This window comes from Paenibacillus sp. YAE3, assembly GCF_057546105.1.
Window position 1 is genome coordinate 1 of sequence record NZ_BAAIYF010000004.1, and the last position, 15200, is coordinate 15200.

The 15200-nt window shown below is 47.1% G+C and carries 21 protein-coding genes; 17 read left to right on the forward strand and 4 right to left on the reverse strand.

The window, feature by feature from the left end; all coding sequences use genetic code 11:
• Positions 1-110: 110 nt before the first annotated feature.
• Positions 111-878 (reverse strand): hypothetical protein, encoded by a 768-nt coding sequence (locus AC27KL_RS08580; protein WP_487169433.1) that lies wholly within the window; start codon positions 876-878, stop codon positions 111-113.
• Positions 879-1017: 139 nt separating this feature from the next.
• Here AC27KL_RS08580 and AC27KL_RS08585 point away from each other — a divergent pair, with 139 nt between their 5' ends.
• The 8 genes from AC27KL_RS08585 to AC27KL_RS08620 all read left to right on the forward strand — a co-directional run bounded on the left by AC27KL_RS08585 (position 1018) and on the right by AC27KL_RS08620 (position 5967).
• Positions 1018-1518 (forward strand): AbrB/MazE/SpoVT family DNA-binding domain-containing protein, encoded by a 501-nt coding sequence (locus tag AC27KL_RS08585; protein ID WP_487169434.1) that lies wholly within the window; start codon positions 1018-1020, stop codon positions 1516-1518.
• A 253-nt stretch (positions 1519-1771) separates the two neighbouring features.
• On the forward strand, positions 1772-2044 hold the full coding sequence (locus AC27KL_RS08590; protein ID WP_036713353.1) for a type II toxin-antitoxin system Phd/YefM family antitoxin: 273 nt from the start codon (positions 1772-1774) through the stop codon (positions 2042-2044).
• The gene (locus AC27KL_RS08595; RefSeq protein ID WP_487169435.1) at positions 2028-2357 is read left to right on the forward strand and encodes a type II toxin-antitoxin system RelE/ParE family toxin; all 330 of its coding nucleotides are present in this window, start codon (positions 2028-2030) and stop codon (positions 2355-2357) included. The genes AC27KL_RS08590 and AC27KL_RS08595 overlap by 17 nt, the downstream gene beginning before the upstream one ends.
• Before the next feature lie 494 nt (positions 2358-2851).
• Positions 2852-3304, forward strand: coding sequence for an NUDIX domain-containing protein (locus AC27KL_RS08600; protein ID WP_487169436.1), 453 nt, complete (start codon positions 2852-2854; stop codon positions 3302-3304).
• Between the two features lie 225 nt (positions 3305-3529).
• Entirely contained in the window at positions 3530-4273 is a 744-nt protein-coding gene (locus tag AC27KL_RS08605) for a P-loop NTPase family protein (protein ID WP_487169437.1), read from the forward strand.
• Between the two features lie 68 nt (positions 4274-4341).
• Positions 4342-5082 carry a class I SAM-dependent methyltransferase gene (locus AC27KL_RS08610; protein WP_487169438.1) on the forward strand — a complete coding sequence of 247 codons (741 nt, stop codon included), beginning with the start codon at positions 4342-4344 and terminating at the stop codon, positions 5080-5082.
• A 57-nt stretch (positions 5083-5139) separates the two neighbouring features.
• On the forward strand, positions 5140-5316 hold the full coding sequence (locus AC27KL_RS08615; RefSeq protein ID WP_339322078.1) for a hypothetical protein: 177 nt from the start codon (positions 5140-5142) through the stop codon (positions 5314-5316).
• Positions 5317-5433: 117 nt separating this feature from the next.
• Positions 5434-5967 (forward strand): hypothetical protein, encoded by a 534-nt coding sequence (locus tag AC27KL_RS08620; RefSeq protein ID WP_487169439.1) that lies wholly within the window; start codon positions 5434-5436, stop codon positions 5965-5967.
• Between the two features lie 62 nt (positions 5968-6029).
• Here AC27KL_RS08620 and AC27KL_RS08625 read toward each other — a convergent pair whose 3' ends face one another.
• A complete protein-coding gene (locus AC27KL_RS08625; RefSeq protein WP_487169440.1) occupies positions 6030-6920 on the reverse strand; it encodes a LysR family transcriptional regulator in 891 nt (296 codons plus the stop codon).
• Between the two features lie 138 nt (positions 6921-7058).
• Here AC27KL_RS08625 and AC27KL_RS08630 point away from each other — a divergent pair, with 138 nt between their 5' ends.
• The 4 genes from AC27KL_RS08630 to AC27KL_RS08645 all read left to right on the forward strand — a co-directional run bounded on the left by AC27KL_RS08630 (position 7059) and on the right by AC27KL_RS08645 (position 10492).
• On the forward strand, positions 7059-7805 hold the full coding sequence (locus AC27KL_RS08630) for an acetoacetate decarboxylase (RefSeq protein ID WP_487169680.1): 747 nt from the start codon (positions 7059-7061) through the stop codon (positions 7803-7805).
• A 16-nt stretch (positions 7806-7821) separates the two neighbouring features.
• Positions 7822-8853, forward strand: coding sequence for a ketopantoate reductase family protein (locus tag AC27KL_RS08635; protein ID WP_212949276.1), 1032 nt, complete (start codon positions 7822-7824; stop codon positions 8851-8853).
• Between the two features lie 146 nt (positions 8854-8999).
• On the forward strand, positions 9000-9236 hold the full coding sequence (locus AC27KL_RS08640; protein ID WP_487169441.1) for a hypothetical protein: 237 nt from the start codon (positions 9000-9002) through the stop codon (positions 9234-9236).
• Positions 9236-10492, forward strand: a complete 1257-nt coding sequence (locus tag AC27KL_RS08645; RefSeq protein ID WP_487169442.1) for an MFS transporter — start codon at positions 9236-9238, stop codon at positions 10490-10492. The genes AC27KL_RS08640 and AC27KL_RS08645 overlap by 1 nt, the downstream gene beginning before the upstream one ends.
• A gap of 70 nt (positions 10493-10562) precedes the next feature.
• Here AC27KL_RS08645 and AC27KL_RS08650 read toward each other — a convergent pair whose 3' ends face one another.
• On the reverse strand, positions 10563-11363 hold the full coding sequence (locus tag AC27KL_RS08650; protein ID WP_487169443.1) for a TetR/AcrR family transcriptional regulator: 801 nt from the start codon (positions 11361-11363) through the stop codon (positions 10563-10565).
• Between the two features lie 281 nt (positions 11364-11644).
• On the opposite strand from AC27KL_RS08650, the gene AC27KL_RS08655 reads away from it, so the two are divergent.
• From AC27KL_RS08655 to AC27KL_RS08665, 3 genes are all read left to right on the forward strand, one after another.
• On the forward strand, positions 11645-12175 hold the full coding sequence (locus AC27KL_RS08655) for a methyltransferase domain-containing protein (RefSeq protein ID WP_487169444.1): 531 nt from the start codon (positions 11645-11647) through the stop codon (positions 12173-12175).
• Positions 12176-12206: 31 nt separating this feature from the next.
• Positions 12207-12608, forward strand: a complete 402-nt coding sequence (locus AC27KL_RS08660; RefSeq protein WP_212949269.1) for a hypothetical protein — start codon at positions 12207-12209, stop codon at positions 12606-12608.
• 70 nt (positions 12609-12678) lie between these two features.
• A complete protein-coding gene (locus tag AC27KL_RS08665) occupies positions 12679-13053 on the forward strand; it encodes a hypothetical protein (protein WP_212949267.1) in 375 nt (124 codons plus the stop codon).
• 93 nt (positions 13054-13146) lie between these two features.
• Here AC27KL_RS08665 and AC27KL_RS08670 read toward each other — a convergent pair whose 3' ends face one another.
• Positions 13147-13644 carry a GrpB family protein gene (locus tag AC27KL_RS08670; protein ID WP_212949265.1) on the reverse strand — a complete coding sequence of 166 codons (498 nt, stop codon included), beginning with the start codon at positions 13642-13644 and terminating at the stop codon, positions 13147-13149.
• A gap of 214 nt (positions 13645-13858) precedes the next feature.
• On the opposite strand from AC27KL_RS08670, the gene AC27KL_RS08675 reads away from it, so the two are divergent.
• Positions 13859-14407: a Rossmann-fold NAD(P)-binding domain-containing protein gene (locus tag AC27KL_RS08675; protein ID WP_212949261.1), complete on the forward strand. Its 549-nt coding sequence runs from the start codon at positions 13859-13861 to the stop codon at positions 14405-14407.
• A 273-nt stretch (positions 14408-14680) separates the two neighbouring features.
• Complete coding sequence (locus tag AC27KL_RS08680; protein ID WP_487169445.1) at positions 14681-15163, forward strand: GNAT family N-acetyltransferase; 483 nt, start codon at positions 14681-14683, stop codon at positions 15161-15163.
• Positions 15164-15200: the final 37 nt, after the last annotated feature.

A 15200-nucleotide genomic window follows, 5' to 3' on the forward strand; every position in this document is an offset into this window, starting at 1 on the left:
CTGTTCTAAAATTCTGCAAGTCTGCCCTTTTCTTCATCCATATAATACCATTTTCGAAAATTACCCCTTAACGACAGTGAATATGCTATCGCTTCTTCTCTGAAACGGAATTATGCAAAACACTCATCTTTTAATTCAACGATGAAAGTATAGGGCATCATATCTTTCTTTTTTGTACTGATCGTTAACCAATCTTCATTTTTATAGTTCTTTCCGCCATAAACAACAATGCTGTCTCCGATAGCATCTAAGTCTGCAATTGTACCAGACCAAGTAACGATCTTTTTCGCCATGAAGCTATCCCATGTGGCTGTTTTTTGATCTTTCGGCAAAGCAAAATAAGCTTCAACTACCGGCAGGAAATCAGAATCCTTTTCCATCAATTCGGCAACTTTTTTTTGCTCATTCGAAGCGTATGACGTTTGTAAATTTGTTATGGGTTTACCTGATTCTAAGACCTTTACGAAGTTTTTGGCATTGTCTTGGCCCTTTTTAATCAAAATATAGATGTTCTTAACTGCATAAGAATCCATTTCTGGTTTATGATATTTAGCAGCATATTCATCTTTTTCGAATTCAAAGATATCAGCTTCAGCTGTTCTCACAGCCTTCACTAAACCTTCGGAACCTGCAAATTTTTCTGTTACATTTTTTGCTTCTCCAGAAACCAATCCTGATTCTTTTAGCCAAGTATAAGCACCATCGGCTGTATATCCATAGGCTTTTTTTGTCCCTTCTTTCTTTGTTTCTTCCTTCTTTACCTCTTTTTTCTCAACTATTTCTTTTTTTGCTTCGGCAGGCTTTTCAGTTTCATTACTACAAGCAGAGCCAGCCATTAGCATGGTTACTGAAAGAATTAAAAGCGACCATTTTCTCATTCTAATCCTCCTATACAAAATACTAGATTTATTTTACCATTTATATCAAATATTTAAGAGTTTTTTCAAACACTGTAGTATACATTTTGAGGACAAGGTAAAAAGGCACGGATAAACCGTTCTTTATGGAGGAGTTAAGATGAAAAGCACGGGTATCACTCGCCAGCTAGATCAACTTGGCCGGATTGTATTCCCTATTGAATTACGGCGCACGCTTCACGTGGATATAGGGGATCCCCTTGAAATTTTTATTGATGAAGAGTCCAAGCAGATCATGCTCCGTAAATACCGGTCGCAAGAGTGCTTGTTCTGCGGCTCGATCGAGAGGCTTATTTACTTACGTGAGAAGTTTATATGTGCTTCTTGTTTAGCTGAATTTAAAGCATTTTATGGATTTGAAGTGAGTGAGCCCGAGGTGGCGGTAACTATAGAAGTTGTAGACGAAGGATCTGATTTCGTTTTACATGAAACAACACGTAAAAGAGGAAGAAAAGAAAAGGTTTCGTGGGAAGACTTGGTGAAAGTAATGGAAGCCAATCCGGATGCATCGCAAAGGGAATGGGCACAGCAATTTGGCATTACCCAAGGTCGAGTCAGCCAAATGATTCGCAAGCACAGATATTCGAATATGGATGTTTAGTGAGGTTGGATTGAAGAAAAGAAGCCAAGGGCGAAGTTCGCTCTTGGCTGTTTTTGGGCAGTTGTCTAATACTATCAGTGTATCCATATCACCTCGGAATTGTGCACGGGAATGATGTTCGAAAATTGGAGCCGAATACAGCAATTCGGTCGATAGAAATTACTTAGCACATTTTCCCTTTTGGTGGTTATTGTGTTGATTTTAATGATATAATAATGTCAGAATAATGTCATTTGGAGAAGGGAAGTGCAAAATGAACATTAAGCCCTCAACCACAATCCGGCAGGATTATAATGGTTTCTCAAAATATTGTCATGAACTCGACGAACCGGTTATTTTAACACGAAATGGCGAAGCTGATCTTGTTGTTATGAGCCATGAGGCTTATCGCCGGATGGAAGCTCGGATTAAATTACAGTCAAAGCTTTTGATTGCTGAGAAACAGGTAACCGAAGGGGAAGCATTACTCGATCACGACCAGGTTATTTCAAGAATCCGGAGGAAGATCGATGCAGCCAAGGAATAGGGTCCAATATGCTCCGGCTGCGGTTGATGATATGGATGAAATTTTTTCATTCATATCTCAGGACAATGTTTCAGCTGCAGAAAATTTGTTGCAAAAACTAGACGATCAAATTTCAAATCTTGCGGAGTTCCCTTATATGGGGTCCGTTTTGTCGGAAGATGATTTTCCCTTACTGCAACGAGGTTACCGATTCATTGTCGTGCACCCTTATTTAGTGTTTTATCGGGTAATTGAAGATACGGTGATTATTCATCGGATTTTACATGGGCGACGGGATTATCTTCGTGAGTTATTTGGTCCTTCATTAAAATAAAGCAACCCAAAGAAGCCATGGGCAGGATATGCGCCCATTTGGCTTCTTTTTATGTATGGTAAAAAAGGCGGAGGTAAATATGGCGGGAGAACAGAGAAAGGAACGAAGTGATAAGAAAAAAGCGATTGCTCCATTACATAAGTGTAGCTGCTTATGAGCAAATAGCTCGGATCGGTTATGTTTGTGATCTGCCGTTAAAAACGATCGGTGAGATGTTGGCCAAAGAAAGTCCCTTGTTCGATAGTCGGAAGTTGAAAATAATGGGCGACTTCGGAAAGGTGATGGGGGATCAGTTTTTAGCTTCCTAGCATATTAACAGTTGAAGGCAAGGCATTAAAAATATTCGGTGGGTCGCCTTTTAAGCTAACGGGCAGGATAATTCAAAAGTTTTAGCGAACACCCTAAATATGGAACTATTTACGAAGTTCGTGAATAAGACGTTATGTGAAAAGCATGCAACGGTTATAAAATCTAATTATGAGGAAGATAACTCAATGAAGGCTAATAAACCCCTAAAGAGAAAATCCTTCGGTTTTATCGTACAAACTGATCCGGTGGGAAGAAAAAAATTATTAGTTTACTCAAATGTGCCCGGTGTACAGTTTAGGTTACCTGGTGGAAATATTGATCCTGGAGATACGGCTGAAGTGGCTTTATTTAGAGAGGTCCTGGAAGAGTCTGGGTTGACTAATTTACTGATGACAAAGAAACTCGGAGTTCAATATTATTACAAGGCATTTATAGATTCAAATGTGGAACGACATGATTTTCTTATTGTACCAGATAGAAAACTACCAGAAGAGTGGGAATATATTGGGACAGGTGATGGAGGGGATCGAGGGAGCAAATTTAAGTACCAGTGGATTACTAAAGATGAAATTCATTTAGTAGATGAAGAATTTAGAAGAGATATTATAAAGAGCTACCTAGAAGAGCTATTCAGCTAACTCGAAGAAGGCATGCCCATCATATAACAACATATCTACGCTGCGTGGCTACACTCCTTTGTCTGCCGAAAGGATTCAGAGAAGCGTATTCAGCAGACAACTTCTGCGAGGCTAACTGCGCAAACGTAGTCGGTCACTTTGTGCCCTTAAGCCTTTCGAGTTTGTAGATACAGGAACGTTATCCGAAAAGTAAGTACATAGAAACTTTCACTAGGAGGACAATCTGTGACCGCTGCAAAACTGATTTTATTCGAGGGGATTCCCGGATCGGGGAAAACCACCACTTCACAGCTGCTGCACACCTATTTTGAAGAAAAGGGGACGGAATCGGTCGTTTTTGTGGAAGGCAGCGAGCATCCGATTGATCTTCCATTTTACGCTTATCTGACTACGAACGAGTTAGAGCATCATTCCGTTATAGAAGATGAATATGTGCTCACGCCATACCAATCGCCTGAACCGGATCCCCGGGATGATACGCTTCTGAAGGATTTGCGCGCCAAAGAATTTTGTTATTCTGACCGTCCCGTTGTTCCGTTTGATACCTTTAAGCAGGTATTTTGCAGACGATTTGAAAAATTTGCAGCGGCAGCGATGAAACAAGAGCGCGTCACGATTTTCGAGAGCGTCTTATTTCAGCACCAAATTCATGACATCCACAGGTTGTATCCCGAAGCCGGCGGACGTGAAATCATTGATTACCTGGCCATATTAGCCGAGATCCTCAGACCGTTAAACCCGGTGTTATTTTATATGTCTCAACGCAGCGTGCGAGAGTCTCTGGAACATACGGCCCGTATTCGATCCAAACCGAAGTGGGCGAGCGAAGAAACCATTGCCTATTATATTCGCCGAAAAACGTTGGAACTGGACGCCCTCAAGGTGCTCCCGATTGGTTCGTTGGTGATTGACAACACGGATCGGGACTGGGACAAGATGATGGCAACGATTTTACATAGGCTTTCTTGAAAAATAAGACCCGAATCCGCAAACCGTCGGGAGAAACAACCATTCACCATTAGAGAGGGGCCATCCACTTGAACGGACAAAGTGAGCAAAACAAAAAAGCGTGGGAATATCGAGCCTATGAGTTTTGGCATAAAAAAGACGGTTCGCCAACGGAGAAAGCCATTCAAATCTTAGAAAATCCTCTGGCCAGATTGAAAAAGCACAAACATCACTTCGAAAACATTGCAGGCAACAAGATCGCCAATCTCTGCGGTTCGAATGGGAGGAAGGCGGTGCCGTTGGCCTTATTGGGAGCAGAGGTTACCGTCTTCGATATTTCCGAGGAAAACCAAAAATATGCCTTGGAATTGGCCGAAGCTGCAAATACATCCATTGATTATATCGTTACGGATGTCTACGACATCGATTTGGACAAGTACAGGGGATATTTTGACCTTCTCTATTTGGAGGGAGGGATTCTGCATTACTTTGGCGATCTCGGCAAGTTCATGTCCATCCTATATGAGTTGTTAAAAGACGGGGGAAAAATGATTCTTAGCGATTTCCATCCGTTAAGAAGATGTTTGTTGAGCCAAGGAGAGGTTGAATATTTTGATACGGAATTAAAAAGCGGTGACGTAGCGTACAAGGGATTTTTTGATGAGCAAGAGCAGCCGGGATTTCCCGATGTATCCGTCCGGTTATATACGTTAAGTGATATTATCAATGCCGTTCTTGAAGCAGGTTTTACCTTGAAGAGGTTTGATGAACATCGCGGATGGAACAATGAAAATATCCCTTGGGAGTTTACGGTTCTGGCAGATAAATAAGGTCATGGATAAGGTCATGGGGCACCATAGATGTATCCTAAAAAAGGAGGTCATACCTTGGATTTTACCCAATTTATTTTGCTGCTGGTTTTGTCTTTGTTCTTCGGCGTATTCGTCGTGAAGCTGGGGATCGACAACTCTCAAACCCATAAGCTTACGAAGGAAATGTTGGAGGAATTGAGGGAAATTAAGGAGCTTTTACGCGAACATCCTCCACATCCTCCGCATCACTAAGCCGGCGAATCACTAAAATAGAAATTAAGGAGATGAATTAATGGGCTGGGGTGAAGTAAGAGAATTTGATATGAATATAATGAAGAGGTCAAAGCAATCGATGAGCAGATTATTAAATTGATTTCGACTCGCCGGTCGATGACGACAGGCAAAAGATTTTCTCCGCCAAACGAGCAACTAACGGAATGGGCAAAAGCGTTCGAAATGGATGAATTAGAAATCCGGTTAATTCTCCATCATTTGCAGCCGAAGATGGCTCCTCATTTTCCGAATGAGTTCGGCCCCCTGTTGAATGTGGTATCAATCATGAAGAAAACCGTCGTCGATTCATGCGAGTACATCCTTACCCATGCCATGCAGCATGAACAAGTAAGCATTGTGCATGTGGAAATCAATCTTTTGGATGAGGAAAAAAGCGGCGGGGTTCATTTAAAGCCAAATCTCATGCTCGAAGTTTTCAGCGATCGGCCGTTTGCTGTAGGAAGACACGGAAGCTATGGAGGAGGATCACATTCGAAACTGCAATTCGTTGTTTCTCCGCCGCTCCCTGAAACCCTTGAACAGATTGAATTTTCTTTGGTCCCAAGCGCCGTGTTTATGGATCATCCAATCGAAGAACTGATTTTGGATAAACAGGTCGATTTTGAATAAAACCGTTAGACAGTGGAAGCCGGCAGCCGCCGGCTTTTATGTTTTACACGGATATCACCGCATCAATACACCTTATACATATCATTGTTTTCTTTGAAATAGGAAATGATAAAATCCCGGAACTCTGTCACGGCCGGAGACAACAAACGATCTTTGACCCACGACAACCTGACGGTATAGGCAGGGTCGATGTCCGTGATTTTGACGTAATGCAAGCCGAGTGTTCTGCATGCCGAAATGGGGAGCAGCGCCACGCCTTGGTCCAGTTTTATGATTTCCGCCAATAGATGAGAATCCACTTCGAAATTGTTGCTGGGCGCGAAACCGGCTCTTTCGCAAAGGCTTGTCGTAAAACCGCGATATTCTTCGTTGTTGGCCAAGGATATAAACGGTTCGGCGGCAACTTCGCTTAATGAAATTTCGGATTTGCCCGCCAGCTTGTGGCTTGAAGGCAAGACCAACACGATGTCCTCATCCACCAGCACGCAGCTTTCGATTTCTTCATCCGCGGTCGGCGGACCGCCTGCGATGCCTAAATCGATCTCCCTCTTTTTTAAGCGGGTCATGATTTCGGTTCTTTCCCCGACTTCCTGGTGTATTTTCGTATCCGGATGCCGGGTAATGTATTCGCTGATCAATCCCGAGAGAAATCTCGGATTGGAGATCGATATCCTGATGGTCCGGTCATGTTCATACCCCTGCGCCAGTATTTCCGTTTTTGCATTTTCAAGCTCGGTAAAAATTTTGTTCACATGTTTTAAAAGGATTTTTCCGGAGGGGCTTAACTCGATGTTCCTTCCTTTTCGGAGAAAAAGGCTTGTGCCTAATTCGTCTTCCAGCCGCTTGATGGTCAGGCTTAAAGAAGGCTGGGCAATATTCAGTTGTTCCGCGGCCTTGGAAATATGCTCGGTATAGGCCACCGTCTGAAAATATTTTAATTGGAGCAGCTCCATGGATCTTTTAGCACCTCATTCATTTATTTTGATAAATGCATTTATATTCTATTATGTATTAGATTAAATGTAAAACCGCGATGTAGAATAGGGATAGGGATTGAACAGCAGGACAGCATAAATGCAAAAGGAAGGTGCATTCAGGTGAAAAAGGATGAAGTGGTGAAGCAGTTTACGACTCCGCTTGATGCGGGGGCGTTTCCTTTAGGCCCGTATCGATTTTATCATCGCGAATATTTGAACATTTTATATAAAACGGATCTGGATAGATTGAAAAAAATCGTTCCGGAGCCTTTGGAGGTGACGGAGCCGCTCGTCAAGTTCGAAATCATGAAGATGCCGGACGTAACGGGGCTCGGCTCGTACACGGAGTGCGGACAGGTCATACCGGTAAGCTTTGAAGGGGAGGAAGGCGACTATCTTCATGCCATGTATGTGGACAGCTTTCCGGCCATTGCATCCGGCAGGGAAATCGCGGCCTATCCTAAAAAGCTGGGCAAGCCGAGTCTGTACGTCGATTCCGACACCTTGGTAGGGCTTCTGGATTACGGCACTTTGAGGGTCGCTACGGCTACCATGGGGTATAAGCATTTTCCGCTGGACCATGCGGAGGCGCTTCACGAAATCGTAAAACCGAACTATATGCTGAAAAAAATGCCGGGCTACGACGGTTACCCCAGAATCTGCGAATTGGTCCGGAGCCAAATCACGGATATTCAAATCCTTGGCGCTTGGTCAGGCCCCGCTAGGCTGGAGCTATTCACCCATGCGCTTGCGCCGATGGCCGATTTGCCTGTGCTGGAAGTCGTATCGGCTTCCCATATCGTCACCGAGCTGTCGTTGGCTTCTCCAACGGTTGTGTACGACTATTTGGCCGAAAAGTAAAAAGGGGGATTTTCAAATGCGAATTGCAGTTTTAGGAGCGGGTTCATTGGGAACCATTGCCGGAGCCTACATGGCTGCGGGTGGACAAGACGTGGAGCTGATCGATGTCTACCAAGCCCATGTGGACGCGTTAAACCAATCCGGCGCAAAAATTACCGGCACGACGGATTTTCAAGCCAAGGTGAAAGCCATCACTCCTGATGACATGTCCGGAACTTACGATTTGGTGTTGCTGTTAACCAAGCAGCTTTATAACGATTCCGTTCTGCAGAATTTGCTGCCGTTTTTAGGCGATGATAGCGTCGTGCTTTCCCTGCAAAACGGCATCCCTGAAGAAAAGGTGGCGTCCATTGTGGGCCGGGAACGCGTCATCGCCGGGTCGGTCGAATTTGGCGCAACGTTCATGGAACCGGGAATTTCAAGCCTTACGACAGAGTACAGCCATTTTAAAAGCTATGCTTTTCAAATCGGGGAATTAAACGGCGAACGGACGGAAAGAATCCAGCGGATCAAAACGATTTTGGATCTTGTGGGGGGCACGCACATTTCCGACAACCTGGTGGGGACCAAATGGTCCAAACTGCTGATCAACAATGCGTTTAGCGGGTTATCGGCTGCGCTGAATACGGAGTTCGGCGGGGTGTTGGATCATGAGGTCAGCGTTGTCAGCGCCGCGCATATCGCGGATGAGACGATCAAAGTCGGTCATGCGAACGGCGTAACCTTTGCCCCAATGAACGGATTTGATCTGGCGTCTTTGGAAATCCAAAGCGAAGAGGACCTTCCGGCACGCGTGCAGACGCTTCGGGGGTTCATGAAATCGTCGAGACGGCTCAAAGCAAGCATGCTGCAGGACCTGGAGAAAAAACGCAAGACGGAAATCGATGATATCAATGGGGTCGTACCGCGGCTTGCAAAGGGGAAAGGCATTTTGACGCCTTATAATGATCTGGTCGTTCAACTGGTGAAACAAGCCGAAGCAACCCAAAGCGTACCGGATTTCGACACGAACCTGCGGTTTTTCGAACAACTAAACCATCAAAAATAATGTTGTAGTGCAAGAGGCGCGGCCCACAAGGCTAGCGCCTTTTTTTGTTATATGCGCACAATTTGTGTTGACCATATACTGTTTATATAATATACTGTTTTCAAAAGTTACTGTTTATATCACAAACAATAAGGAGAGGATTTATGATGAGCACTGCAACCCCCGCAACGGCCGGAGCGGCCGGCCGCAAGGAATGGATCGCGCTATGCATCCTGTGTCTCCCGCTGATGGTCGTATCGATGGACGTTTCCATCCTGTTTTTTGCCGCACCCGCCATTGCCGATGATTTACTGCCGACCGCCACCGAGCAATTGTGGATTTTCGACGTTTACGGCTTCATTCTCGCCGGCCTGCTCCTCACGATGGACGCCGGCGGCTGCTGATGATCGGTTCGGTCGGCTTCGCGCTTAGTTCGTTGTTTGCAGCGTATGCCCAGACGGCCGAAACCTTGATTCTCGCCCGGGCCATTCTGGGCATCGCCGGTTCGACCCTCATGCCGTCGACGCTGGCTCTTGTTCGCACGATGTTTCAAGATCCGGCGCAGCGGATGAAGGCGATGGCAATTTGGAGCGCCGTCATGGCCGGCGGCGTCACCATCGGGCCGATTATCGGCGGCCTGCTCCTGGACTCTTTCTCCTGGGGTTCCGTGTTCCTCATCAATATCCCCGCGATGGCGCTGCTGCTCATCATTGCGCCGTTCCTGCTGCCGGAGTCCCGCAGCACGGCACAAAGCCGGGTCGATGTCTTCAGCTCGATTCTCGCTTTGGCGGCGATCCTGCCCGTAACCTACGGCGTGAAGACGCTTGCGGAAGAGGGCTGGGCGATCCTTCCCGCAGCTTTGCTCGCAGCAGGCTTGCTTGTCGGAGTCCTGTTCGTGCGGCGTCAATGGACCATCCCCAACCCGCTGCTGGATATCCGCGCGCTGATGGAGCGGCGGACCGGGGGTTCGATTCTCGTGAACTTTATCGCTGCATTCACCCTTATGGCCAGCTCATTGATCTGTACCCAGTTTCTTCAGTCGGTTCTTGGCTATTCCCCGTTCGTCGCTTCCCTCTGGAGCGTGGCGCCTTCGATCGTGGTCGCCGCGGCGGCGCCGATTGCCGGGAAATTGTCGCAAACCTGCGGGAGACCGCGGGTGATGGCCGGGGGCTTCGTCCTGTCGGCGGTCGGCTTCGGCGTTTTGTCCCAGATCCGCCTGGAGGGCTTCTCGCCGCTGGTCGTTTTGCTCATTGGAGCCGGTTTGGTTGCGGCCGGAATCGTCTCCGTCATGACCCTCGTTACCGATTATGTCGTGGGCGTGGCCCCGGATGATCGCGCCGGAGCCGTCGGCGGACTCATCGAAACGTCCAATGAGCTCGGAGGGGCGTTCGGCATCGCGATTCTCGGCTGCGTCCTCGCCGCTGTCTACCGCCATGCGGTCACTCCGTTCCTGCCCACGGAGCTTGCGCCGGAGGCTGCCCGGGCAGCCGGGCAGACCATCGCCGGAGCATCGGCCGCCGCCCGGCTTTTGCCGACGGAAGCCTTCATCACCGCCATGCATGCGACCTGCATCGTTTCCGCGGTTATCCTGCTGCTCGCCACTGCAGTCACGGTCATCCTGCTCCGTGACAAGAAAAAGGCCGTCAGCACCGCCGCGTAAACTCGGCATTTTAATGAAAAAGGCTGCTTCCAAGGATGGATTCCTGGAAGCAGCCTTTTTAGCTGCAGCTTTATGGGGCTGTGCCGCCGCCCATTTTCCGGTTCAAATACTGTTCGATCCCGTCCAGCATCCGTTCCAGTCCAAATTCCAAATCGTCGCCCACGGTGTTTTCGGCCTCTTTCTCACCCGAATAAACCCCCGACATGACGATCGGATACAGGTTCGGATATTGTTCCCGCTTGACCAGCGTCCGCAGCGCCGCCGAATAATTGATGCCGCTGAACGCTTCCTCGCTCGAACCGGCCTGAACCGCCCGATCGATGTCACGCCGGAGCATCCCGCAATTACGGGCATAGCCGCTCAGCAGAAGAACGATCGACATTTTCTCGAAATCGTCCAGGGGCATATCCCGCAGCGGCCGGAGCGCCCAATCGACGATCCGTAGATTGTTAGGCGTGATCGGAATGCCGAGAATCGGAATATCCCCATACCATGGATGTTTCTGAAAAATAGCGACCGTTCCCAGCACATACTCGCGCATGCTCTCCCGCCATTCATGCGGGGGGCGCTCCGGAGGCAGCGGAATATCGCATGCCGCATCCTGCATGAGGATGAGCAGGTCGTCTTTGCTCGGGATGTAGCGGTAGAGAGACATCGCCGTAAAGCCGAGCGCGGACGCGATCCGGTTCATCGAGACGGCGGCGAGGCCGTCCTGGTCCGCGATCTCTATCGCCTTCGACACGATCAGGTCGATGCTCATTTCCCGCTTGGGCCCCCGCTGCGGCGGCTTGACCAATCCCCAGCCGAGCGCAGCGCCGGCGGGAAGCATCATTGCCGCTGCTTCTTCCGGTGTCATATCGTCATTGCTCATCAGAATGTACCCCCTCATTCGACCGTAGCCGTCTTCCCCTAAAAGTGTTTATAATATAAACAGTATATCACAGTTACACAGCTTTTTTTCGTTTTTCAGGAGGAAATCACGGTGATGAAAGCCAATGGTTATCGTAGCCAGGCTTTGTTTAATAAGAAGCCGCTGATGAAGACGGGATAACGTTTTTAAAAGCAGCGATTACGCTCATGCCCCGGTAAGCTTCTAATACATTCGGCATGCCGGGAATATCATTCAGAGAGTAAGGGAGGGAATCACCCGCAATGGCTTACAAAGGATCGCAATTTTACGACGACGAGCAACTTCTGAACAAATACCTTGAACGCAGGCGATGGAACGAAAACGCAAACGATACGATCGAAAAACCTGTTTTCATGGACTTAATAGGCGATGTCACAGAAAAAAACGTCTTGGATTTGGGGTGCTGTACCGCTGCATTCGGCAAGGAGCTCTTAGGGTTGGGGGCCCGTTCTTATACGGGAATCGAAGGTTCGGAGAAAATGGTCGAGCTCGCGCAGGAGACGCTGCCGAAGGCCAACGGGAAAGTCATTCATACCGCGATTGAGGCATGGGAATTTCCTGCATCTGCTTATGATTTGGTCGTAGGAAAGGTGATCAAATACCACCGCACCATCGAGGATTATTTTGGCGGACTGCAAAAAGCGGGGTTTGTCATCGAAAGTTTGAAGGAATCCAAACCGCGGGAAGAGAACTTTCACAATCCGGAGACGTATCATCGAAGAATGAAAATTCCGTTGTTTCTATTGATCAAAGCAAGAAAGGTTTGGGGATGATCGGTTTGCATAAAGCTTGGGAGGCGAGTTCATGGGTGAAGCATACCAATTAAACTGCGGGCGCTGCTCCTATAAGCAAGAGGTATTTTTAGGCATCGGATTTAGATACTGCAGTTTGAGCATGATTCAGGAATGGTACGAGGAAGAAGAGGGCAAAAAACGAATCGCAGAGTTTATTCAACATGAAGAGGAATCGACCTATGATTGCTTTGACGGTTTGTATGTATGCCAGTCATGCGGTTACCTTTTAAACGCAATCTATTTGCATATGGAGTCGGCCGCCGATACTTACACCAATCGGTATGCCTGCCCGCGCTGCTCGGCGCCCATGCCGCCGAAACCTATGGAATATATCCCTGAGGATGCCGCGCTGAATTGCCCGGATTGCAGAAAGGAAAAGTTAACCGTCCAGGCCTTTATGGATTGGGACTAAGAGAGCTAGGAGTGTGGAGCCAGATTCGAAGTAATGGCGCAAGGACCTTGGAAAATGGAGGCGAGGTATCGTGAAACGCATTATGCTTTCCCTTTTTATATTCGCTTTGGTTACTGCCTGCAGTCCAAATTCATCGCAGCAGCAAGCTCTTTCGATCATTGATCGACATTTGGATGCAATCATTTCCAATGGCAAGATTCAAGCCTCAAGCAACCCTGCGGACTATATCAACGCAAACCTGGAAGGATACAGCGAGGTGCTAAACACCGGTAATGAAGGATTGGATTATTTGATCAATGAATTAAAAGAAAGCCCGGACAACGGCCTGAGAGAATGGATCATCGCCAAAGCATGCGAGGACATGTTAAAGGATCAAGCTCCGGATGCCCCGTGGGCTTCCGGGAAGGAATGGCTTCGCGTCTATGAGGAAAGCAGGGAGAAATAAACCAGCAGAGAGGGGATTTATGATCCAAATCAAAGCCAAAACCGTTAGTCTTAACGGCAGATTTCGGCGAAATTACATTGGCACGAGAAGCTCTTATAACATGGTAAATTCAGGTGTTTCCATTAGCCATTCGAAGAAATCATTTTTGGCCTGACGATAAAGCTCCATGTCTTTGCCTTCGTATTTTTTCTTTAACTCATCGTATTTCTGTCTGTAACGATCATGGCTTAACAGCACATCTCTGAATTTCCAAAAAAAATCGAACTCGGAATGAACGACGGTTAATTGAATTCCTAAAGGCGGAATCGTCGTATCATCTTTAAATGCTCTAAACGATTCGGTTTGTATACTTCCCTCGTTAGGCGCATACAACTTTGACAATGCTTCAACTGCATTTTCAAATTCGGCGGGCTCAATGCGAACCTGAATGTCTAAGTCCCCTTTCGTTAAACTGTTGGGAATTGCCGTACTTCCTACGTGTTGTACATCTGCATTGGGTAACACAGCCTTTATGATTGATTTTTGCTCCATAAACAAATGGTCGGCTTCTGTTTTAAAAGTATTGTGATCCAAAAAAGTTACAATCTCCATGTTCATACCTCGTCTTAAAAAATGATGTGGTTCACTTGTTTTTTAATCATTATAATATCATTAACATAGAGTGACTATCTTTACGAAAGTGATACACCGATTTTGATTCCAAGCAGGACATGGACGTATCTGAAAAAAATTTTAAGTGGCCGTTCATACACACGCATGAATCGATGTGCGGGCCGTATTTTCACCGTAAAAAGGAGGAACTAGAGTGAGACATGCATTAGTCGTAGGCGGTTCGGGAATGCTTGCCGGAGCTTCTTTATGGCTGGCCGATCAAGGGTATACGGTATCTGTCATTGGCCGAAGCCGTTCCAAGATGGAGAAGCTGACCGAGGCCAGTCCAAACATCATTCCCCTTCTGATGGATTATAATGACGAGGAATCGTTAACCGGCGGGATCCGCAGCTCTATCGCTGCCCATGGCGCCTATAACATTGTCGTTGCCTGGATTCGTGGAAATTACCCGAAAATCATCCACGCCATCAGTAACGAAATCAAATCGGCTTCGGACCGGGAGTGGAGCTTGTATCACGTTACAGGCAGCCGTTCGAATCTCGATGAAATCGCGAAAGAAATCGGCGACATTCCGAAACGTACCGTTCATCAGGTCAAACTTGGTTTCGTCATTGAAGATGAGGCATCCCGCTGGCTTACGCACGAAGAAATATCAAACGGGGTCATCAACGGCATCAAAAGCGGCGCCAAAAGAACGGTTATAGGCACTTTGACGCCTTGGGAAAAGAGACCCGAAAGCTAATGATTAAAATAAAGGGCTTGCCCCTTGATGGGAACAGGTGACACACATTAAAGGGGTCTCCGGGTATATGGAAGTTCCCGAGTAGCCTTGCATTTTTTTAAAACCAAACGAAAGCGAAACAAACATGGATGCATCATGTATTTCTTGGCCCGCGGAATCCGCGGCTTTTTTATTAGGATACAAACTGCTATGAAATAAAGGTAAAATCAGGATATCCATGGAATTCATCTGACAAGGGAGGAAATGCCTCCATGGAAAGGAGAATCGCGCGCCATGTTTACTTCACGCAGAGCCCAGAGAGAAGATTTTAAAATCATTGCCTCTTTTCCTCAAAGCCAAGACGAACAGTTTTATATGTTTCCGCGGGGAACGTTTCCGCTTGATCCGGTGCATTTGGAAGAGGTCGCGAAGGAAAGGTTGCATCCGACCGTAATTTTGAGCGGGGAAGAAATTGCAGGCTATTGCAATTTGTATGATGTGGAGGCGGACAGCCGCTGCTGGCTTGGTAACGTGATCATCAACCCAGATTACCGGGGACGGGGAGCCGGGAAGTTTTTGCTGGATACGATGCTTACGACCGTCAGGGACGAGCTGCATTTGCCTGAACTGCACCTGATTTGCCACAACCCGAATACGGCGGCGCTCAAATTCTACCATAAAAACGGCTTTATCCCTTATGGCCTCAAAGAAATGGTCGACTACAAGGAACAGCCGATTGTCGGTATTTTGATGAAAAAATACTGCGAGCCATGTTGAAAGATAGGCATCGAAGCAAACCAAACGAAACTCATCG